Source organism: Streptomyces sp. NPDC043952, from assembly GCF_056435325.1.
On sequence record NZ_JBWKES010000001.1, the window covers coordinates 1 to 20,672 of the forward strand.

The window sequence follows — 20,672 nt, forward strand, 5'->3', positions numbered from 1 at the left end:
CTCGGCGACGACCTGATCGACCCCCGCGACCCCCTGCTCCAGCGCATGATCGAGGTCCAGGAGCGGCACGGCGGCAGCGTGATCGCCCTCATGGAAGTCGCGCCCGAGCAGATCCACCTCTACGGCTGCGCGGCCGTGGACGCCACCGCCGAGGGCGACGTCGTCAAGGTCACCGGCCTGGTCGAGAAGCCCGACCCGGCCGAGGCGCCGTCGAACTACGCGATCATCGGCCGCTATGTGCTCGCACCGGAGATCTTCGACGTCCTGCGCAAGACGGAGCCGGGCCGCGGCGGCGAGATCCAGCTGACCGACGCGCTCCAGCAGCTCGCCGCCGACGAGAAGCTCGGCGGCCCCGTGCACGGCGTCGTCTTCCGCGGCCGCCGCTACGACACCGGCGACCGCGCCGACTACCTGCGCGCCATCGTGCGGCTCGCCTGCGAACGCGAGGACCTGGGCCCGGAGTTCCGGACCTGGCTCCGCGGTTACGTCGGCCAGGAGCTGACCGAGGACTGACCGCCCGGCACGCCGGACACGGCAGGCCGCCCGGCACGGCGGATACGACGAAGGGCGGGCCCGGAGGGGAAATCCTCCGGGCCCGCCCTTTGTCATCGGCTCCGTTTAAAACGGCTCGAAGTCGTCGAACTCCCGGCCGGCCTCGTCCCGTTCGGCCTCCTTGTCCCGGCGGCGCTGGGCCGCGGGCCGGGGTGCCTCGAAGCGGTGGTCCTCGCCGCGGCGGCCGAGCATCTCGGCGCCCGCCGTGACCGACGGCTCCCAGTCGAAGACGACCGCGTTCTCCTCGGGGCCGATGGCGACGCCGTCGCCGCCGCGGGCGCCCGCCTTCATCAACTGCTCCTCCACACCGAGGCGGTTGAGCCGGTCGGCGAGGTAGCCGACGGCCTCGTCGTTGTTGAAGTCGGTCTGGCGCACCCAGCGTTCGGGCTTCTCGCCGCGCACCCGGAACAGCGGCTCCCCGCCGATCTCCTCACGGGTGACGGTGAACCCGGCGTCGTCCACGGCCTTGGGCCGGATGACGATCCGCGTGGCCTCTTCCCTCGGCTTGGCGGCACGCGCCTTGCCGACCAGGTCGCCGAGGGCGAAGGACAGCTCGCGCAGGCCGATGTGGGCCACGGCCGACACCTCGAAGACGCGGTAGCCGCGGGCCTCCAGGTCGGGGCGGACCATCTCGGCGAGGTCCTTGCCGTCGGGCACGTCGACCTTGTTCAGGACGACGATCCGGGGCCGGTTCTCCAGGCCGCCGTACTGCCGCAGCTCCTCCTCGATGATGTCGAGGTCGGAGAGCGGGTCGCGGTCGGACTCCAGGGTCGCGGTGTCCAGGACGTGCACCAGCACGCTGCACCGCTCCACGTGCCGCAGGAACTCCAGGCCCAGGCCCTTGCCCTGGCTGGCGCCCGGAATCAGCCCCGGCACGTCGGCGATGGTGTAGACGGTCGAACCGGCCGTCACCACACCGAGGTTGGGCACCAGGGTGGTGAACGGGTAGTCCGCGATCTTCGGCTTGGCGGCGCTGAGCACCGAGATCAGCGAGGACTTGCCGGCGCTCGGGTAGCCGACCAGCGCCACATCGGCGACGGTCTTCAGCTCCAGGACGATGTCCTGGACGTCTCCGGGCACGCCGAGCAGCGCGAAGCCGGGCGCCTTGCGGCGGGCCGAGGCCAGCGCCGCGTTGCCGAGCCCGCCGCGGCCGCCCTGGGCGGCGACGTACGACGTTCCCTGCCCGACCAGGTCGGCGAGGACGTTGCCCGCCTTGTCGAGCACCACGGTGCCGTCCGGGACCGGCAGGATCAGGTCCTCGCCGTCCTTGCCGGAGCGGTTGCCGCCCTCGCCGGGCTTGCCGTTGGTGGCCTTGCGGTGCGGGGAGTGGTGGTAGTCGAGCAGCGTGGTGACCGACTGCTCCACGGTCAGGATGACGTCACCGCCACGCCCGCCGTTACCGCCGTCCGGGCCGCCCAGCGGCTTGAACTTCTCGCGGTGGACGGAGGCACAGCCGTGGCCTCCGTTACCCGCGGCGACATGCAGTTCGACGCGGTCCACGAAGGTGGTCATGGTTCAGTGCCTCCAGAAAGTACGGGTATGTCTAGGTACTAACACGCGAAAGGCGGACCCGCCTTCCCGACCGGGAAGTGAGGTCCGCCTCGCGAAACGCTCGGTGCCGAATCAGCTGATTCAGGCGACCGGAACGATGTTCACGACCTTGCGGCCACGGTGGGTACCGAACTCCACCGCGCCCGGCAGCAGGGCGAACAGGGTGTCGTCGCCGCCACGGCCGACGCCGGCGCCGGGGTGGAAGTGGGTGCCGCGCTGGCGGACCAGGATCTCACCAGCGTTGACGACCTGACCGCCGAAGCGCTTCACGCCGAGCCGCTGGGCATTGGAGTCGCGACCGTTCCGGGTGGACGATGCGCCCTTCTTGTGTGCCATGTCTTCTCAGTCCCTTACTTCGCAGCCGTGGGGATCGACGTGACCTTGATCGCCGTGTACTGCTGGCGGTGGCCCTGCCGACGGCGGTAGCCGGTCTTGTTCTTGTAGCGCAGAATGTCGATCTTCTGGCCCTTGTGGTGGTCCACGACCTCGGCCTGGACCTTGATGCCGGCCAGCACCCACGGGTCGCTGGTCACAGCGTCGCCGTCGACAACGAGCAGGGTCGAGAGCTCGACCGTGTCGCCAACCTTGGCGGTGGAAATCTTGTCAACCTCAACGATGTCGCCGACAGCAACCTTGTGCTGGCGACCACCGCTGCGCACGATGGCGTACACGCGGATCTCTCTTTCGCTCGAAGAAACGGCACCCCCGCAGGCCAGCCGCCCGGCATACGCATGGGCGACCTCTCCCGGCCGGCCCAGCGTCCGGGAGGAACAGGTTTACGGGGATGTGGCGGGCTCGATGACACGCCGACGGTCAAGGTTACGGGCCGGGGCCGTAGGGGTCAAACTGGGCGTCCGGCCGCGGCGGCGTACCCGGCGTACGCCTCCGCGATCCCCTCCGCGGACAGGCCGAGGTGCTCCAGGATGGTGTAGCGGCCCGGCCGGGTCTCCGGCGCGAAGGCCACGGCCCGGACGAACTCCTCGTCGCTGAAGCCGATCTCCCCGGCCAGCACGGGCAGCCCGTGCCGGCGCAGGCCCTCCACGATCAGCCGGGAGCCGTCGTGGTCGCCGCGCAGGTACATGGCGAAGGCGGCGCCGAGGCCCACCTGTTCGCCGTGCGCGGCGGCCCGGCGCGGGTGGAGCAGGTCCAGCGCGTGACTGATCTCATGGCAGGCGCCCGAGGAGGGCCGGGTGTGCCCGGCTATCGACATGGCGATGCCGGTGAGCACCAGCCCCTCGGACAGCACGGTGAGGAACCCGTCGTCGCCGCAGCCGCCGGGGTGCCGCAGCACCGCCTCGCCGGCCTGGCGGGCCATGGCCGCGGCGAGACCGTCGATCTTCTCGCCGTTGACCCGGTGGTCCAGCTCCCAGTCCGCGACCGCGGAGATGTTGGACAGGGCGTCGCCGATCCCGGAGCGCACGAAGCGCAGCGGGGCCTCGCGGATCACGTCCAGGTCGATGAACAGGGCGACGGGCGCGGGCACTCCGTAGGAGCCGCGTCCGGCGTCGTTGTCCAGGTTGGACACGGGCGAGCAGATGCCGTCGTGCGAGAGGTTCGTCGGTACGACGACCAGGGGCAGGCCGATGCGCGCCGCGGAGTACTTGGCGCAGTCGATGATCTTGCCGCCGCCGATGCCCACGACCGCGTCGAAGTCGCCGGACTTCATCCGGTCGGCCAGGTCGACCGCCTCGTCCAGGGTGCCGCCGCCCACCTCGAACCAGGTGGCGGCGGGCAGCGCCGGGGCGAGCCGTTCGCGCAGCTGGGCGCCGTAGCCGCGGCTGACGGCGACGGCGAGCCGCCCGGAGTCCGAGATGCGCTGGTCGGCGAGCACGCCCGCCAGATCGTCCAGGGCACCCGCGCGGATGTCCATGACGATCGGCGAGGGGAACAGCCGGGTCAGTACCGGCATGCGATCTCCCGCCCGCGGGCGAGGTCCTCGTGGTTGTCGATCTCGACCCAGTCGACGTCGCCGATGGGCGCCACGTCGATCCGGAAGCCGCGGTTCACGAGCTCCTGGTAGCCGTCCTCGTAGTACAGCTGCGGGTCGCGCTCGAAGGTGGCGCGCAGGGCGTCGGCCAGCTCCCCGGCCGCGTCGCCCTCGATCAGCGTCACGCCGATGTACTCGCCGGTCGCCTCGGCCGGATCCATCAGCTTGGTGATCCTCGTCATGCCCTTCTCGGGGTCGACGACGACCTTCATCTCCTCGTCCGCCAGGGACTTCACGGTGTCGAGCGCGAGGATGATCTTCTTGCCGTCACCGCGCGCGGCCAGCAGCGTCTCCTCGACGGAGACCGGGTGCACGGTGTCGCCGTTGGCGAGGATCACGCCGTCCTTGAGCGCGTCCCGGCCGCACCACAGGGAGTAGGCGTTGTTCCACTCCTCGGCCTTGTCGTTGTCGATGAGCGTCAGCTTCAGGCCGTACTTCTCCTCGAACTCGGCCTTGCGCGCGTAGACGGCCTCCTTGCGGTAGCCGACGATGACCGCGACCTCGGTCAGACCGATCCGGGCGAAGTTGCCGAGGGTCAGGTCCAGGACAGAGACCGCCTCGGGCCCCTCCTCCGCGCCGACCGGCACCAGGGCCTTGGGCAGGGTGTCCGTGTAGGGGCGCAGTCGCCGTCCGGCGCCGGCCGCCAGCACGAGGCCTATCATCGCGGTTCTCTCCTTCGGTTCAGAGGCGCGGGCGCAGGGCGCGGTGCCCCGGCCCGCTGAAAAAGCGGGTGCGGCCCTCTCCTCGCGGACAGGACCGCACCCAGACGTGCCGTGACCGGTCAGTCGACGGGGGTCGACTCCGGGGCCGCGGCGGTCTTCTTGGCCGCCGTCTTCTTCGTGGCGGCTGCCTTCTTGGCCGTCGTCTTCTTCGCGGCGGTCTTCTTGGCGGCGGTCTTCTTCGCCGCCGTCTTCTTGGTGGCCGCCTTCTTCGCCGTGGCCTTCTTGGCCGCCTTGCGGGCGGTCTTCTTGGCCGGAGCCTCCTCGGCGGCACTCTCCTCGGCGGGAGCCTCCGCGGCGGGGGCCTCGGCAGCAGGGGCCTCGGCGGCGGGGACGACCACGACGGCCGTCTCCTCGGACGCGGTCGGTGCGGCAGCCTGCCGTACCGCACGGCGGCGCGGACGGGCCGGCGCGGCGCTCTCCGCGGGCGCCGGCGCCTCCTCGGCGGCGGGCTCCGCCACCGGGGCCGCGGGCGCGGTCTCGGCGACGGTCACCACGGCGGCCTCGGCACCCGCGGGGGAACCGGCCGGTGCGGACACCTTCCGGGTCGCCCGACGGCGGGTACGGCCCTTGGGCGCCTCCTCGGCGGCGTCGGGCGCCGGGACCACCTGGTCCTCGGCGGCCACCGGCTCGGCCAGCGCCTCGGCGGCCGGCTCGGGCCGCACCGGGCGGGCCGCGGCCTCCTCGGCGGTGACGTCCTGCGCGGTCGGCACGGCGGCCCCGGCGCTGACGTCCTCGGCGGCGACCTGCTCGGCGTCCTTCGTCCGGGCGGACTTCCGGGCGGACTTCTCCGCCTTCGGCGCGCCGGCCGGGGCCGACGCGCGGCGGCTCGCCCGGCGGCGGGTACGGCCGCGGCCGGCCGCCGCCTCCGCCTCGGCGACGCTGCTGTACAGCTCCTCGTCCGGCGCGAACTCCGGCGGCGTGAGGGCGACCGGCTCGGCGATCTCGGCGGCCACCTCGGCGGCCGTCTCGATCTCCGGCTCGACGGCCTCGCCGCTCTCCACCGCGACCGCGGCGGTCTCGTGCACGTGCTCGTGCTCGTGCGGCTGCTCCTGCGCGTCTCCGCCACGGCCGCGCTTCTTGCGCTTGCCGCCGCCACCGCCGGAGCCGGGCTGCTCCATGTGCACGATGACACCGCGGCCGTTGCAGTGCACACAGGTCTCGGAGAAGGACTCCAGCAGGCCCTGGCCGACCCGCTTGCGGGTCATCTGCACCAGGCCCAGCGAGGTCACCTCGGCCACCTGGTGCTTCGTACGGTCGCGGCCCAGGCACTCCAGCAGGCGGCGCAGCACCAGGTCGCGGTTGGACTCCAGGACCATGTCGATGAAGTCGATCACGATGATGCCGCCGAGGTCGCGCAGCCGCAGCTGGCGCACGATCTCCTCGGCCGCCTCCAGGTTGTTCCTGGTGACCGTCTCCTCCAGGTTGCCGCCCTGGCCGGTGAACTTGCCGGTGTTGACGTCGACGACGACCATCGCCTCGGTCCGGTCGATCACCAGCGAACCGCCGCTGGGCAGCCAGACCTTGCGGTCCAGCGCCTTGGCGAGCTGCTCGTCGATCCGGTAGGTGGCGAAGACGTCGACCTCGGAGGTCCACTTCGACAGGCGGCCCGCGAGGTCCGGGGCGACGTGCGAGACGTACCCGTGGATCGTCTGCCAGGCCTCGTCACCGCTGACGATGACCTTGGAGAAGTCCTCGTTGAAGATGTCGCGCACGACCCGGACGGTCATGTCCGGCTCGCCGTACAGCAGCGTCGGGGCGTTGCCGTTCTTGGCCTTCTTCTGGATGTCCTCCCACTGCGCCTGGAGCCGCTCGACGTCGCGGCGCAGCTCGTCCTCGCTCGCGCCCTCGGCGGCGGTGCGCACGATGACGCCCGCGTCCTCGGGGACGATCTTCTTGAGGATCGTCTTCAGCCGGGCCCGCTCGGTGTCGGGCAGCTTGCGGCTGATGCCGGTCATGGAGCCCTCGGGGACGTACACGAGGTAGCGGCCCGGCAGGGAGACCTGGCTGGTCAGCCGCGCGCCCTTGTGCCCGATCGGGTCCTTGGTGACCTGCACCAGGACCGACTGCCCGGACTTGAGGGCGGACTCGATGCGCCGCGGGCCGTTGCCCATGCCGAGCGCGCCGAAGTTGACCTCGCCGGCGTACAGCACGGCGTTGCGGCCCTTGCCGATGTCGATGAAGGCGGCCTCCATCGACGGCAGCACGTTCTGCACCTTGCCGAGGTAGACGTTGCCGACGTACGACGTCGACTGCTCCTTGTTGACGTAGTGCTCCACGAGCACGTTGTCCTCAAGAACGCCGATCTGCGTGCGCTCGCCGTGCTGGCGGACGACCATCACACGGTCGACGGCCTCCCGGCGGGCCAGGAACTCGGCCTCGGTGATGATCGGGACGCGGCGGCGGCCCTGCTCACGGCCCTCGCGGCGGCGCTGCTTCTTCGCCTCCAGACGGGTCGAGCCCTTGATGGACTGCACCTCGTCGGACGGCTCGCTCGGCTTGCGCGGCTCGCGGACCTTGACGACCGTACGCTCGGGGTCGTCGGCGGACGGCTCGCCGTCCACGGCGCTCTCCCCGGCGCGCCGGCGACGGCGACGACGGCGACGGCTGCCGGCGCTGGAACCGGCGGGCTCCTCGCCGTGCGCCTCCTCGGCGTCCTCTTCCTCCTGCTCGGCGGTGTCCTCGGCGTCCTGCGCGGCCTGCTCGGCGGCCAGTTCTTCGGACTCCTCGCCGCCCTCGCCCTCGGCGGCGTCTCCGCGGCGGCGGCGACGGCCGCCCCGGCGGCGACGGCGGCGCGAGGACGACTCCTCGTAGCCCTCGCCGTCCTCGGCCTCGCCCTCGGCGCCCTCCGGCTCCTCGTCCTCGTCCTCGACGGCGACCGGGGCGGCCGGGGCCTCCTCGGACCGCTCGCCACGGCGGCGACGGCGACGGCGCGAACCGGTCTCGGCGCGCTCCTCGGCGTACTCCTCGCGCCGCGGCTCCGCGGGCCGCTCGGCCTCGACCGGCTCGGCGGCCTCCGCCGCGGCTTCGGCGGCGGCCCGCTCCGGCGTCTGGAAGCGCGGCTCGGCGAACACCGGCGCCTGGAAGACGGCGACGGCCGGACGGGCGGGACGGCGCGCGCCCTCCTCGCCTCCCGCCGAGCGCGCGGGCTCGGAGAACCCGGACGCGGGGCGCACGGCCCGGCGCCGGGCCCGGCGCGGTGCGGGGCTCTCGGCGGCCCCGGACACCTCGGCGGCGGCCGGCACGGACTCCGCGGCGGGCGCGGCCTCGGTGGTGTGCGTGGTGACGGGAACCTCCGGGGTGTGCGCGGCCTCCGCGGGGGCGCTCTCGGGCGCGGTGACCCGGCGGGTGGCGCGGCGGCGGGTACGCCGCGGGGCGGCGTCCTCGGTGTCCTCGGCGGCGGCCGGTGCCCCGGGAACGGGGGCCGGCGCCTCGGCGGCGGGCTCGTCCTGCTCGGTCGCGGCCGGGGCCTCCTCGGCGGCCTTCGGCGCGCCGGTGGGTGCCGTGGCGCGGCGGGTGGCGCGACGGCGGGTACGGGCGGGGGCGGCCTCGGCCGGGGGCTCCTCCTCGGCCGGCGGGGCCTCGGGAGCGTCCTCGGCGGTGATCTGGACGACGGCCTCGGCGGCTTCGGGCGCACCGGCGGGCGCGGTGGCGCGGCGGGTGGCCCGGCGACGGGTACGGGCGGCGGGCGCGGCCTCTTCGGCGGCCTCACGGGCGACGGCTTCCGTCTGCCGGGCGACCTCGGCGACGGCCGGTGCGACGGTCTCCGCCTGCTCGACGGCCTCGGCGACCTCGGCGGCGGCGGGCGCGCCGGTCTCCGCGGACTCGACGGTCTCCGCGGCGGCGGGCGCACCTGCGGGCGCCGACGCACGGCGCGCGGCCCGGCGGCGCGGCCGCGCGGCAGGCGCCTCTTCCCCGGCCGTCCCTGCGTCGGCGGCCGGGGCCTGGTCCGCCCCGGCGGCCGGTACGGCGGTCTCGGTGACCTCGGCGGCGGGCGCGGCGGCACGACGGCTGGTACGGCGGCGCGGACGCGCGGCGGGCGCGGCGGCCTCTGCCTCAGCCGCAGCCGGGGTCTCGGGCACGGCCGGGGTCTGCACGGCGGCCTCGGCCTCCGCGCCCGGCGTCGCGACACTGCGGGTGGCCCGGCGGCGGGTGCGCCGCGGGGCGGCCTCCTCGCCGACGACGACCTCGCCGCCCTCGGCGACCTCGGCGGCAGCGGGCGGCGCGACGGTCTCCGCGGACTCGACGGTCTCGGCGGCGGGTGCGCCGGCGGGCGCCGACGCACGGCGCGCGGCACGGCGGCGCGGACGCGCGGGCGCGGCCTCCCCGGCCTCCTCGGTCGCCTGCGGGGCGGCCTGGGCCGCGGCGGCGGTCTCCGCCGCCCCCTCGGCGTCCTCCTCGGTGTCCTCCGCGGCCGGTATGGCCGGGACGGTCACCTCGGCGGGCGCCTCCGCGGCGACGGGCGGACCCGCGGGCCGGGAGGCGGCACGGCGACGCCTGCGCGGCGGCAGGGTGTCGCTCGGTGTGTTCAGTTCGGAACCCTCGGTGGGTTCGGTCGGCTCGAGCATGCGGGCTTGTCTCCCGTCAGGCTCCCGGGCGCCGCGCCTGGTTCCGGCACCGGCCCGAAGGGGCCGTCCACCGGTGACGTCCGCGGCCCGCGCGATGCGCGATGGCCGCCGTCCGGGGCGCGGGCGCCGCACGGGAGCACTCTGTGTCCTGTCTCGCCGGTTCCGTACGCCTTGTCGGTACGGCCTGGCGAAAGTCTTCTGGTCGGTGCGCTGCCCGACCCAGGTGGCTCCCGAGTACGAGGGCGGCGCTACGGCGTCCGTCCCTACGCGGGACCTTCCGGCACCTGCGCCGTCGCGGCGGCGGCCGGTACGGCCCTGGGGGCCTTGGCCGCCTCGCGGTCGGGCGCGAGCGGGTCGGTCACCGTGCCGGTCTCTTCATCGAACAGCCCCTGCGCCAGCCTGGTCACCGCTGCGGGGACCGGCGGCGCCAGGTCGGCCACGGCGCGGAGACCGGACAGGACGTCGTCGGGTCGTACGGCAGGCGTCACGTGCCGAACAACCAGCCGCAGTATCGCACAGGGCTGGTCGGTCGGCCCATCAGCCGGTGCGCCGTACGCCTGAAGGCTCGCCACGGCCGGGCGGGCGTCGAAGGTGCGCACGCCGTTCTTGGTCATGCGCTGCACCTCCACGGACCCGGCTCCGTTGAAGGCCCCGACCGCGCGCTCGGCGTCGGCCGGATCGACTCCGGTGAGCCTGAGCTCCCAGACGGAGGCCGTCAGCCGGTCGGCGAGACCCGAGGTGTGCGCCTCGACCGCGTCGACGATGTCGAGCCCGGCGGGCAGCGACTCGTCGAGGAGGACGCGCAGTTTCTCGGGGTCGCGCGGCGCGGTGAGCGCGATCTCCAGGTACTCCGCCTCACTGCCGGTGCCGGTGGGTGCGGCATTGGCATACGACACCTTCGGGTGCGGCGTGAATCCGGCCGAGTACGCCATGGGTACGTCGGCGCGGCGCAGCGCACGCTCGAAGGCGCGCTGGAAGTCTCGGTGGCTGGTGAACCTCAGGCGGCCGCGCTTGGTGTAGCGCAGTCGGATGCGCTGCACCGCGGGTGCGGGCGGCGGGCCTTCGGGCTGTCGCTTGCCCAGTGTCCTGTCCTTCGTGAGAGCGGTCGTACTTCTCTCAAGAGTACGTGCCGCGGCGCCCCGAGGTTCCCGCCGTGTCGACCGGGAGCGGGACGGCCGCGGACGACTACTCTCCCTTTTGCTCCTTCGCCCCCTTCTGAACGCTGCCCCGGAGGGTATGACGGCTGACAACCGTGGCCGGCGCCTGCTCAGGACCCTCACCTTCTGGCTGCGTCCCGCGTTCACACTGCGGGTGCTGGGCCGTTTCCAGCGGGTCGCGGGCTTCGACCGCTCCATGGCCCTCGCCTCCAGCGCCCTGACCGCGCTGGTGCCGCTGGTGATCCTGGGCGCGGCGGTGCTGACCAGCGTCGGGTCGTACGACGTGGCGCGGCAGCTGATCACGCGGTACGGCCTGACGGGCGAGGGCGCCGCGGCGGTCGACGCGCTTTTCGCGCCCGAGCAGGAGAAGGCGGACGTCAGTGTCCTCGGCGTGCTGTTCCTCGCGGTCTCGGCACTGAGCTTCACCCGAGCCCTGCAACGCCTGTTCGAGCAGACCTGGGAGCTGAAGTCCCTCAGCGTGCGCAACACCCGCAACGGTCTGGGCTGGCTGCTCTCCGGCGCCTGCTACCTGGCGGTGAGCGGCCTGGTCCAGGCGCTGCCGAGCGAGAGCCGGGCGCATCTGCTGAGCGTGGCGGTCGAGTTGCCGGTGACCGCGGTCTTCCTCGTCTGGACCGGCGTCCTGCTGTCCGCCCACCGGATCGCCTGGCGGGACCTGATCCCCTTCGGCGTCACCGGCGCCGTGGCCATCGCGGCCTACTCCGTGGGCGCCACCCTCTACCTCCCCCACCTCTTCAACGCCTCGGCCCAGCGCTACGGCGTCGTCGGCGCCGTCTTCGCGATGATCTCGGCCCTGTTCGCGGTGATGCTCTGCATCGTCGGCGCCTCCGTAGTGGGCCGCGAGATCCGCGACGAACTGACCCGCATCTCCCACGGCGAACGCACCCCCGACGACGAGGTCCGCCGCCAGTGGAACGACGTCGTCACCCGAACCCACTCCCGCTGGCGCTCCCTACGGGGCGGGACGACGGACCGGCCACGATCCGGGCCGAAACGGCGATGAGCCCCTTTCCGCTCCGGAAAGGGGCTCAAGCGTCACTCGCTCACCTCAGTGCGCGTGGCCACTCGAAGCCGGCGCCGGCCCCGCGTTCTTGACCGTCAGCGGCAGCAGCTTCTTGCCCGTCGGGCCGATCTGGATGTGCGTGTCCATCTGCGGGCAGACGCCGCAGTCGAAGCACGGGGTCCAGCGGCAGTCCTCGACCTCGGTCTCGTCGAGGGCGTCCTGCCAGTCCTCCCAGAGCCAGTCCTTGTCCAGGCCGGAGTCGAGGTGGTCCCAGGGGAGGACCTCCTCGTAGGTGCGCTCGCGGGTGGTGTACCAGTCGACGTCCACGCCGTGGGCGGCGAGGGCCTTGTCGGCGCAGGCCATCCAGCGGTCGTAGGAGAAGTGCTCGCGCCAGCCGTCGAAGCGGCCGCCGTCCTCGTAGACCGCGCGGATGACGTCGCCGACCCGGCGGTCGCCGCGGGACAGCAGGCCCTCCACGATGCCGGGCTTGCCGTCGTGGTAGCGGAAGCCGATGGAACGGCCGTACTTCTTGTCGCCGCGGATCTTGTCGCGCAGCTTCTCCAGGCGCGCGTCCGTCTCCTCCGCCGACAGCTGCGGGGCCCACTGGAAGGGGGTGTGGGGCTTGGGGACGAAGCCGCCGATCGAGACGGTGCAGCGGATGTCGTTGGACCCTGAGACCTCGCGGCCCTTCTGGATGACGTGGGTCGCCATGTCGGCGATCTGGAGCACGTCCTCGTCGGTCTCCGTGGGCAGGCCGCACATGAAGTACAGCTTCACCTGGCGCCAGCCGTTGCCGTAGGCCGTGGCGACCGTACGGATCAGGTCGTCCTCGGAGACCATCTTGTTGATGACCTTGCGCATGCGCTCGGAGCCGCCCTCGGGGGCGAAGGTCAGTCCGGAGCGGCGGCCGTTGCGGGTCAGCTCGTTGGCCAGGTCGACGTTGAAGGCGTCCACGCGGGTGGAGGGCAGCGACAGGCCGATCTTGTCGTCCGTGTAGCGGTCCGCCAGGCCCTTGGCGATGTCGCCGATCTCCGAGTGGTCCGCGGAGGACAGGGAGAGGAGGCCGACCTCCTCGAAGCCCGTCGCGTTCAGGCCACGCTCCACCATGTCGCCGATGCCCGTGATCGAGCGCTCGCGCACCGGGCGGGTGATCATGCCCGCCTGGCAGAAGCGGCAGCCGCGGGTGCAGCCGCGGAAGATCTCCACCGACATGCGCTCGTGGACGGTCTCGGCGAGCGGCACCAGGGGCTGCTTGGGGTAGGGCCACTCGTCCAGGTCCATGACGGTGTGCTTGGAGACCCGCCACGGCACACCCGACCGGTTCGGCACCACACGGGCGATCCGGCCGTCCGGGAGGTACTCGACGTCGTAGAACGCCGGGATGTACACCCCGCCGGTCTTCGCCAGCCGGAAGAGGACCTCCTCGCGGCCGCCGGGGCGGCCCTCGGCCTTCCACTCGCGGATGATCCGGGTCATGTCCAGCACGGCCTGCTCGCCGTCGCCGATGACCGCCGCGTCGATGAAGTCGGCGATCGGCTCCGGGTTGAACGCCGCGTGGCCGCCGGCCAGGACGATCGGGTCGTCCTCGGTGCGGTCCCTGGACTCCAGCGGAATGCCGGCCAGATCGAGCGCGGTGAGCATGTTCGTGTAGCCCAGCTCCGTGGAGAAGCTGAGGCCGAACACGTCGAACGCCTTCACCGGGCGGTGGCTGTCCACCGTGAACTGCGGGACGCGGTGCTCGCGCATCAGCGCCTCCAGGTCCGGCCACACGCTGTACGTGCGCTCGGCGAGGACGCCGTCCTGTTCGTTCAGCACCTCGTAGAGGATCATGACGCCCTGGTTGGGCAGACCGACCTCGTACGCGTCCGGGTACATGAGTGCCCAGCGGACGTCGCACTCGTCCCAGTCCTTGACGGTGGAGTTGAGTTCTCCGCCTACGTACTGGATCGGCTTCTGCACGTGCGGGAGCAGAGCTTCGAGCTGCGGGAAAACCGACTCGACAGGCATCTCGCGAACCTTCATGAGCTGACAGGGGGGACCATCCAGCGTAACCCGCCCGCGGACCTCCTCCGAACGGTCAGCCCGAGGAGCGGTCCGCGGCCTTCCGCCACCGCTTCGGCAGTTCGGCCTCCGCTGCCGCCGCCCGTGCCTCCTCCCTGCCGTACAGCACCCCGTAGGGGAACGCGCTCTCCCCCGCCGCGTGGGCGACCGCGGCCAGCTCGCGCAGGGTGCGGCGGGCCATGACGCTGTCCTGGTGGTCGCCGAGGAGGGTGGTGAGGGACTTCATGGCGGCGGTGAGAGCGCGGGCGCGGGCGCCGAGGGCGGGGGTGGCGGCCTCGGCGGCGTACCGGGTGCGCTTGGCCTTCTTGCGGGCCTCGTGCAGGGCGAGGTCGCGCTCCGTGCCGGGCGGCAGGGCCAGCGCCCGCTCCACGAGGGTGGTGAGCTTCGCGAGGTCCTTGTGTACGGCCTTGCCGAGCGCCTTCTTCGGTTTCCGCGCGGCGGCCTTGCGCAGCGGCGGGTCCGCGAGCAGGGCGTCCAGGGTGTTCAGCAGGGCGAGGTGGCGGGGGGAGTCCAGGACGCCGGCGAGGTGGGCGTGGGCGCCGGCGCCTCCGGCTCGCGCCCAGGACGCAAGGCGCTCGCGGGCGGGGCCGGTGGCCAGGTCGGGCGGGAGGGCGTCGAGGGCCGTGGTCAGCCGCTCGGCCAGCACCTCCTGGTCGCGGTCCACGCCCAGTTCGCCCGCGAGCCATTTCAGCTCGGCGGCGAGGGGCTTGGTCGCGGCGCGGTCGAGGACGGTGCGGAAGGTGCGCAGGGTGGCGCGGGCGCGACGGGTGGCGACCCGCATCCGGTGCACGGCGTCAGGGGTGCCGAGGCGGACGGCGGGGTCGAGGGCGACCAGGGCGTCCCGCTGGGCGCGGAGGTAGGCGAGGACGTGGTCGCCCGCGGTGACCGGCTCGGCGGAGCTGCCGGGCGGGCGGCGCAGGCCCCCGGTGTGTTCGAGGGCGCGGGCCAGTTTGGAGGGCGAGGCGGACGGCCGTACGCCCGCCCTGGCCAGCCGTTTCTCCACCTGGTCGAGGAAGGCGGGGTCTCCCCCGTCGGCCAGCTCGATCTCGATCTCGGTCCACTGGGCGGTGCCGCCCGGACCGGTGAGCCGCTCGGCGGTCACGGCGTCCACGCTCGCCTCGGCCAGCAAGGCGCCGTCCGCGTCCACCAGATGGCGTACGTCGCGGGCGGAGCGCAGCCGGACCAGCGGGACCAGCTCCGCCTCCCGGACCCGTGAGCGGACCAGGGCGGCGAGTTCCGCGGGAAGGGTGTCGGAGAGCGGGGCCCGGATCTCGTCGCGGACGCCGGGGGCGACCGGGAGTTTGAGGTGCCAGCCGGCGTCCGAGCCGCCGGTGCGGCGGCGCAGGGTGAGCGAGGCGGCGGCGAGGCGCTGGTCGGCGGTGTCGTAGTAGGTGGCGTCGAGTTCGACCAGGCCCCTGTCGAGGACGGTCGCCACCCCGCCGACGCCGGTCAGGTCGGGCAGCCCGCTGTCATCGGATGCGTACTTGCGCTCGATCTCGCGTTTCGTCTCCGCCATGAACCGAATCTAGTGCGCGCCGGGCGGGTACGGCAGAGGGCGCCCCCGCGGGGACGCCCTGCGCCGGGTGGTGAGCCTTACGCCGACATCGGCCGCTGCACCTTGATCGATTGCAGGAGTCCCACGGCCACCCACACCGCGAACATCGATGACCCGCCGTACGACACGAACGGCAGCGGCAGACCGGTGACCGGCATGATGCCGAGGGTCATGCCGATGTTCTCGAACGACTGGAAGGCGAACCAGGCCACGATCCCCGCGGCCACGATGGTGCCGTACAGCTCGGTCGAGTCCCGCGCGATCCGGCAGGCGCGCCACAGGATGACGCCGATCAGGAAGATGATGAAACCGGCGCCCAGGAAGCCCAGTTCCTCGCCCGCGACCGTGAACACGAAGTCGGTCTGCTGCTCGGGCACGAACTGGCCGGTGGTCTGCGAGCCGTGGAACAGCCCGGCGCCGGTCAGTCCGCCGGAGCCGATGGCGATGCGGGCCTGGTTGGTGTTGTAGCCGACGCCGGCCGGGTCGAGGTCCGGGTTGGCGAAGGCCGCGAAGCGGTTGATCTGGTACTGGTCCAGGATGTGCAGCTGCCAGATGGCGATACAGCCCACCACCCCGGCGGCGAGCAGCCCGAACACCCAGCGGTTGGAGGAGCCGGAGGCGAGCAGCACGCCCAGGATGATGGCCACCATCGCCAGCACCGAACCGAGGTCCGGCATCAGCAGCAGGATCATGCAGGGCACGGCGGCCAGGCCGAGCGACTGCGCCACCGTGCGGTGGTCCGGGAACGGCTTGTCGCCCGCGTCCACCCGCGCGGACAGCAGCATCGCCATGCCGAGGATGATGGCGATCTTCAGGAACTCGGCGGGCTGGACGGAGAAGCCGCCGATCACGATCCAGTTCCGCTGGCCGTTGATGGTCGCGCCGAGCGGGGTGAGCACCACCAGAGCGAGCAGGACGGAGGCGCCGTAGAGGATCGGCACCGCGTTGCGCAGGGCGCGGTGGCCCAGCCAGAGGGTGGCGACCATCAGGGCGAACCCGATGCCCAGGTTCATCAGGTGCCGCTCCAGGAAGAAGTACGGGTCTCCCTGGTTGATCTCGGTGCGGTTGCGGGTCGCCGAGAAGACCAGCAGCGAGCCGATCAGCGACAGGGCGAGCGCGGCCAGCAGTATCGGCCAGTCCAGGCGCCGCGTCAGCGAGTCGCGGGCGAAGATCCTGGTCCAGCCGGCCCGCGCGGGTCCGTACCCGGAGACGGAGAAGCTGTTCACGCCGGTCATGAGGGCATCCTCCGGCTTCCCCGCTTGCGGCGCGGGCGCCTTCGGGTGTTGCTGTTGCCGTTCGTGTTCGTGGGTGGTGCGGTGCCGGCGGGCTGCTGGTCGCCGCCGTTGCTCGGGTTGTTCTTCTGGGCGGCCTCGGTGTCCTTCGCCGGGTCCTTGGGGACGGCCGGGGCGACGATGGTGCCGTCCGTGCGGACCTTGGGCAGGGTCTGCTGCGGCTGGGGCAGCAGCGCCTTCCTGGTGTCGATGGAGCCGTCGCCCTGGACGCCGTAGAGCGCGCTGTAGATGTTGCGCACGGCCTCACCGGAGGCTCCGGAACCCGTACCGGCCTGGGCGATCGTCATGATCACCGTGTAGTCCTTGGAGTAGGTGGCCATCCAGGAGGTGGTCTGCTTGCCGTAGACCTCCGCCGTACCGGTCTTGCCGTGCAGCGGGATCTTGTCCTGCGGCCAGCCGCTGAACTTCCAGGCGGCCGTACCGCGGGTGATGACGCCCGCGAAGGCGTCGTCCATGCCCTTGAGGGTGGCCTGGGTGACCGGCAGCTTGCGCTCGACCTTGGGCTTGATCTCCTGGACGGTCTTGCCGTCGGGGCTGATGATCGCCTTGCCGATGGTCGGGACGTACTCGGTGCCGCCGTTGGCGACGGCGCCGTAGATCATCGCCTCCTGGATCGGCGTGACGAGGGTGTCGCCCTGGCCGATGGAGTAGTTGATCTCGTCACCCTCGCGCATCTTGTCGCCTTCGAGGCAGTTCTCGTAGGCGATCTTCTCGACGTATGTGCCGTCCTTTTTGCCGGTCTTGCACCAGGAGTCCTTGTTGGCCTTCCAGTAGTCCAGCTTCCACTGGCGGTCCGGGACGCGGCCGCTCACCTCGTTCGGCAGGTCGACGCCGGTCGGCTTGCCGAGGCCGAACTGGTGGGCGGTCTTGAAGAAGTAGTCCTTCGGCTGCCCCTTCTTGGGGTTGATGCCGCCGTCCTTCTTCCACTCCTTGTCGGCGATGCCGTAGAAGACGGTGTCGCAGGAGACCTCCAGGGCGCGGCCCAGCGAGATGTCGCCGTAGTTCTCGCCCTCGAAGTTCTTGAAGACCTGGTTGCCCACCCGGTAGTCGCTGGTGCACGGGTAGCCGCCGTTCCACGCGTATCCCGCCTGGACGGCGGCGGCCGTGGAGACCACCTTGAAGGTCGAGCCGGGCGCGGCCTGACCCTGTATGGCCCGGTTGAGCAGCGGGTAGTCGGAGTCCTTGCCGGTGAGGGCCTTGTAGTCCTTGGCGGAGATGCCGCCCACCCAGGCGTTCGGGTCGTACGTGGGCGCGGAGGCCATGGCGACGATGCGGCCGGTCTTGGCCTCCATGACCACGACGGCGCCGGAGTCGGCCTTGTAGTTCTCGCCGGTGATGGAGTCGTACTGGGTGCGGGCGGCCTTCATCGCCTTGTCCAGTTCGTACTCGGCGACGCGCTGGACGCGGGAGTCGATGCTGGTGACCAGGTTCGAACCGGGCTGGGCGGCGTCCGACTTGGCCTTGCCGATGACGCGGCCGAGGTTGTCCACCTCGTAACGGGTGACGCCGGCCTTGCCGCGCAGCTCCTTGTCGTACTCCCGCTCCAGGCCCGAGCGGCCGACCATGTCCGAGCGCAGGTAGGGCGAGCTGGTGTCCTTGGCCTTCTGGATCTCGTCGTCGGTGACCGGGGAGAGATAGCCGAGGACCTGCGCGGTGTTGGACTTGCCGGGGCCCGGATAGCGGCGCACGGCCTCGGGCTCGGCGGTGATGCCGGGGAAGTCCTCGGAGCGCTCGCGGATCTGGAGGGCCTGGCGGGGCGTGGCCTTGTCGGTGATCGGGATGGGCTGGTACGGCGATCCGTTCCAGCACGGCTGGGGGGTCTTGGCGTCGCAGAGGCGGACCTTCTGCATGACGTCCTCGGTCGGCATGCCGAGGACCCCGGCCAGCTTGGTCAGGACCGCCTTGCCGTCGTCCTTCTGCTTGAGCAGGTCGGTGCGGGAGGCGGAGACCACCAGCCGCGTCTCGTTGTCCGCGAGGGGCACGCCGCGGGCGTCCAGGATCTCGCCGCGCACGGCGGGCTGGACGACCTGCTGGACGTGGTTGCCCGACGCCTCCTTCTGGTACTGGGCGCCCTCCCGGATCTGGAGGTACCACAGCCGGCCGCCGAGCGTGCCGAGCAGGGAGAGGACGAGGATCTGGATCACGACGAGCCGGATCTGGACCCGTGGGGTCCGGCCGGTCTCGGGGATGTTGGTCACTGCGGGCTGCTCCCCCTCTCAGCGCACGGACGTCCGGACGCGCGGCACGTGTGTGCGACCGGACCGCGCGCGTACGAATGATGAACGATCAGTCTGTGAGCCCGCGTTCCGCGAAAGCCGACCCGTTCGAGTGAATCGCCCCGGTCGCCGGGGGCCTGACGCGCGTTCACAGGCGCTTGACCCCCTTGATCCGGCCGACCCGCGCGGAGCGGGTGCGGGCCTTGGCCTTGAGCGCGCCGAGCCCGCCGCGCTGGCTGCCGATGCGCAGCCCGGTGCCGGAGGACAGCCAGCCGGAGGAGATGTCGGCCGCCTTGGCGCTGGTGGCGGTCTCGGCCAGCGGGTCGTGCTCGCCGCGGCGGGCCAGCCACATCACCGCCGGGACCACGAAGGGGGCCAGCAGCAGGTCGTACAGGGCGGCCGAGATGAGCAGGCCGGGCAGCCCGACATGGCGGGCGGCGGTGTCGCCGACCAGGGCGCCGACCCCGGCGTACAGCAGCGTGGAGCCGATCGCGGCCACGACGACCACGGCCATCGGGCCGGTCGCCGACCGCAGCCGGCCGTGGTCCGGCTTGACCAGCCCGGCGAAGTAGCCGGTCACGCAGAGCACCAGGGCGTAGCGGCCGGCCGCGTGGTCCGCGGGCGGGGCCAGGTCGGCCAGCAGACCGGCGGCGAACCCGACGAGGGCGCCCCCGACATGGCCGTACACCATGGCCAGGCCGAGGACGGTCAGCAGCAGCAGATCGGGGACGGCACCCGGCAGATGGAGGCGGGCGAGGACGCTCACCTGGATCACCAGGGCGACCACGACCAGCGGCACGGAGAGCAGGATCCGGTTGACACGCATGGGGATGGGGCTCCTACGGCTGGTCGTCGGTCTGCGGTTCATCGGACGGGGACGGGCCGCCCGACGACTGGTCGCCCGGTGACCCGTCGCTCTGCCCGCCGCCCGAGCCGGTGCCCGCGGACGGGGTCACCGTGACAGTCACGGTGGGCGTCGGGACCGGCTTGGGCTTGGCCGGCAGGACCTCGTCGCGCGGGTCCTTCTTCGGAGCCTGGACGACCACGCCGACGACGTCCAGCTTGGTGAAGCTGACGTACGGGGTGACGTACAGGGTGCGGGTCAGGCCGCCGCCGGAGGGGTCGACACGCGAGACCACGCCGACCGGCACGCCGGGCACGAACGGCTTGTCGGACTCCGAGCCGAAGGTGACCAGGCGGTCGCCCTTCTTCACCTCGGCCTTGCCGTTGAGGAGCTGGACGCGCAGCGGGCGGTCGCCCTGCCCGGAGGCGAAGCCGAGTTCGTCGGTGCCCTCCATCCGGGTGCCGACGGTGAAGTCCGGGTCGTTGGCGAGCAGCACCGTGGAGGTGTCGGGCCCGACCGTGGTGACCCGGCCGACCAGGCCGTCGGCGTTGAGGACCGTCATGTCCCGCTTGATGCCGTCGCTCGCGCCGACGTCGATGGTGATGGTCCAGGAAAAGCCCTGCGCCGACCCTATGGCGATGACCTGGGCGCCCTTGATGCCGTACTGGCCCTCGCCCGCGAGCTTCAGCATGCCGTCGAGCTGCTTGAGCCGGCTGCGGTCGCGGTCGTCGCTGCCGAGCTTCGCCTTGAGGGCCGCGTTCTCCTTCTCCAGCGTGGCGAGTCTGCTGTGCCGGGAGCCCGAGTCGCGGATCGCGGAGACGGCGTTGCCGACCGGGTCGACCGCCGAGGACAGTCCGTCCTCCACCGGGCCGAACACGGTGGCCGCGACCTGCCGGGCACCGTCGACCGGGGAGTTCCGGCCCCCTCGGATATCCACGGTGATCAACGCGAACGCGATGGCGATCAGCAGGACCAGGAGCAGCCGGCTCTCTTTGGTGTCCCTCACGTGCGGCGGCCGTGCCCTTCCTCAAGTAGGAATTCGTGGGACCCCCCGGAAAAAGCGCGAAAGGTGCGGCGCAAATCCAAGCCGCCCATCGGGGGGAGCTTTGGGGGAGCTTATGCCTCTATATCAACGATCCGCCGTACGAG

At 72.3% G+C, this 20,672-nt stretch carries 15 protein-coding genes; 2 read left to right on the plus strand and 13 right to left on the minus strand.

Annotated features, from left to right (window positions below; all coding sequences use genetic code 11):
- Positions 1-513 (plus strand): UTP--glucose-1-phosphate uridylyltransferase (locus tag AC069R_RS00005; protein WP_478763132.1); only part of this gene is annotated, 513 nt, incomplete at its 5' end.
- A 105-nt stretch (positions 514-618) separates the two neighbouring features.
- On the opposite strand, the gene obgE is transcribed toward AC069R_RS00005, so the two are convergent.
- The 7 genes from obgE to AC069R_RS00040 all read right to left on the minus strand — a co-directional run bounded on the left by obgE (position 619) and on the right by AC069R_RS00040 (position 10,417).
- Positions 619-2,064, minus strand: a complete 1,446-nt coding sequence (obgE, locus tag AC069R_RS00010) for a GTPase ObgE (RefSeq protein WP_478763133.1) — start codon at positions 2,062-2,064, stop codon at positions 619-621.
- A 120-nt stretch (positions 2,065-2,184) separates the two neighbouring features.
- Positions 2,185-2,439 (minus strand): 50S ribosomal protein L27, encoded by a 255-nt coding sequence (gene rpmA, locus AC069R_RS00015; protein ID WP_030779398.1) that lies wholly within the window; start codon positions 2,437-2,439, stop codon positions 2,185-2,187.
- Positions 2,440-2,453: 14 nt separating this feature from the next.
- Positions 2,454-2,774: a 50S ribosomal protein L21 gene (gene rplU, locus AC069R_RS00020; RefSeq protein WP_009188585.1), complete on the minus strand. Its 321-nt coding sequence runs from the start codon at positions 2,772-2,774 to the stop codon at positions 2,454-2,456.
- Between the two features lie 170 nt (positions 2,775-2,944).
- Complete coding sequence (locus tag AC069R_RS00025) at positions 2,945-4,012, minus strand: iron-containing alcohol dehydrogenase family protein (RefSeq protein WP_478763135.1); 1,068 nt, start codon at positions 4,010-4,012, stop codon at positions 2,945-2,947.
- Positions 4,000-4,752: a phosphocholine cytidylyltransferase family protein gene (locus AC069R_RS00030; protein WP_478763137.1), complete on the minus strand. Its 753-nt coding sequence runs from the start codon at positions 4,750-4,752 to the stop codon at positions 4,000-4,002. The genes AC069R_RS00025 and AC069R_RS00030 overlap by 13 nt, the downstream gene beginning before the upstream one ends.
- 119 nt (positions 4,753-4,871) lie before the next feature.
- Positions 4,872-9,377 (minus strand): ribonuclease E/G, encoded by a 4,506-nt coding sequence (locus AC069R_RS00035; RefSeq protein WP_478763139.1) that lies wholly within the window; start codon positions 9,375-9,377, stop codon positions 4,872-4,874.
- Between the two features lie 263 nt (positions 9,378-9,640).
- Positions 9,641-10,417 (minus strand): TIGR03936 family radical SAM-associated protein, encoded by a 777-nt coding sequence (locus AC069R_RS00040; protein WP_478763141.1) that lies wholly within the window; start codon positions 10,415-10,417, stop codon positions 9,641-9,643.
- A 196-nt stretch (positions 10,418-10,613) separates the two neighbouring features.
- On the opposite strand from AC069R_RS00040, the gene AC069R_RS00045 reads away from it, so the two are divergent.
- The gene (locus AC069R_RS00045; protein ID WP_478763142.1) at positions 10,614-11,555 is read left to right on the plus strand and encodes a YhjD/YihY/BrkB family envelope integrity protein; all 942 of its coding nucleotides are present in this window, start codon (positions 10,614-10,616) and stop codon (positions 11,553-11,555) included.
- A gap of 45 nt (positions 11,556-11,600) precedes the next feature.
- Here AC069R_RS00045 and AC069R_RS00050 read toward each other — a convergent pair whose 3' ends face one another.
- From AC069R_RS00050 to mreC, 6 genes are all read right to left on the minus strand, one after another.
- Positions 11,601-13,562, minus strand: coding sequence for a TIGR03960 family B12-binding radical SAM protein (locus tag AC069R_RS00050; protein ID WP_478763144.1), 1,962 nt, complete (start codon positions 13,560-13,562; stop codon positions 11,601-11,603).
- Between the two features lie 70 nt (positions 13,563-13,632).
- Entirely contained in the window at positions 13,633-15,132 is a 1,500-nt protein-coding gene (locus AC069R_RS00055; protein WP_478763146.1) for a CYTH and CHAD domain-containing protein, read from the minus strand.
- A 77-nt stretch (positions 15,133-15,209) separates the two neighbouring features.
- Positions 15,210-16,406, minus strand: coding sequence for a rod shape-determining protein RodA (gene rodA, locus AC069R_RS00060; protein WP_478763148.1), 1,197 nt, complete (start codon positions 16,404-16,406; stop codon positions 15,210-15,212).
- Positions 16,403-18,661 (minus strand): penicillin-binding protein 2, encoded by a 2,259-nt coding sequence (mrdA, locus tag AC069R_RS00065; RefSeq protein WP_478763150.1) that lies wholly within the window; start codon positions 18,659-18,661, stop codon positions 16,403-16,405. The genes rodA and mrdA overlap by 4 nt, the downstream gene beginning before the upstream one ends.
- 166 nt (positions 18,662-18,827) lie before the next feature.
- Complete coding sequence (mreD, locus tag AC069R_RS00070; protein WP_397985966.1) at positions 18,828-19,505, minus strand: rod shape-determining protein MreD; 678 nt, start codon at positions 19,503-19,505, stop codon at positions 18,828-18,830.
- Positions 19,506-19,518: 13 nt separating this feature from the next.
- Positions 19,519-20,529: a rod shape-determining protein MreC gene (mreC, locus tag AC069R_RS00075; protein WP_478763152.1), complete on the minus strand. Its 1,011-nt coding sequence runs from the start codon at positions 20,527-20,529 to the stop codon at positions 19,519-19,521.
- Positions 20,530-20,672: the final 143 nt, after the last annotated feature.

Excerpts from the sequence above, each read along its gene's own strand:
- AC069R_RS00050 (WP_478763144.1), bottom strand. The coding sequence starts at position 13,562 with ATGCCTGTCGAGTCGGTTTTCCCGCAGCTCGAAGCTCTGCTCCCGCAC.
- rodA (WP_478763148.1), bottom strand. The coding sequence starts at position 16,406 with ATGACCGGCGTGAACAGCTTCTCCGTCTCCGGGTACGGACCCGCGCGG.
- AC069R_RS00030 (WP_478763137.1), bottom strand. The coding sequence starts at position 4,752 with ATGATAGGCCTCGTGCTGGCGGCCGGCGCCGGACGGCGACTGCGCCCC.
- AC069R_RS00045 (WP_478763142.1), top strand. The coding sequence starts at position 10,614 with ATGACGGCTGACAACCGTGGCCGGCGCCTGCTCAGGACCCTCACCTTC.
- AC069R_RS00055 (WP_478763146.1), bottom strand. The coding sequence starts at position 15,132 with ATGGCGGAGACGAAACGCGAGATCGAGCGCAAGTACGCATCCGATGAC.
- AC069R_RS00035 (WP_478763139.1), bottom strand. The coding sequence starts at position 9,377 with ATGCTCGAGCCGACCGAACCCACCGAGGGTTCCGAACTGAACACACCG.
- mreD (WP_397985966.1), bottom strand. The coding sequence starts at position 19,505 with ATGCGTGTCAACCGGATCCTGCTCTCCGTGCCGCTGGTCGTGGTCGCC.
- AC069R_RS00025 (WP_478763135.1), bottom strand. The coding sequence starts at position 4,012 with ATGCCGGTACTGACCCGGCTGTTCCCCTCGCCGATCGTCATGGACATC.
- rpmA (WP_030779398.1), bottom strand. The coding sequence starts at position 2,439 with ATGGCACACAAGAAGGGCGCATCGTCCACCCGGAACGGTCGCGACTCC.
- obgE (WP_478763133.1), bottom strand. The coding sequence starts at position 2,064 with ATGACCACCTTCGTGGACCGCGTCGAACTGCATGTCGCCGCGGGTAAC.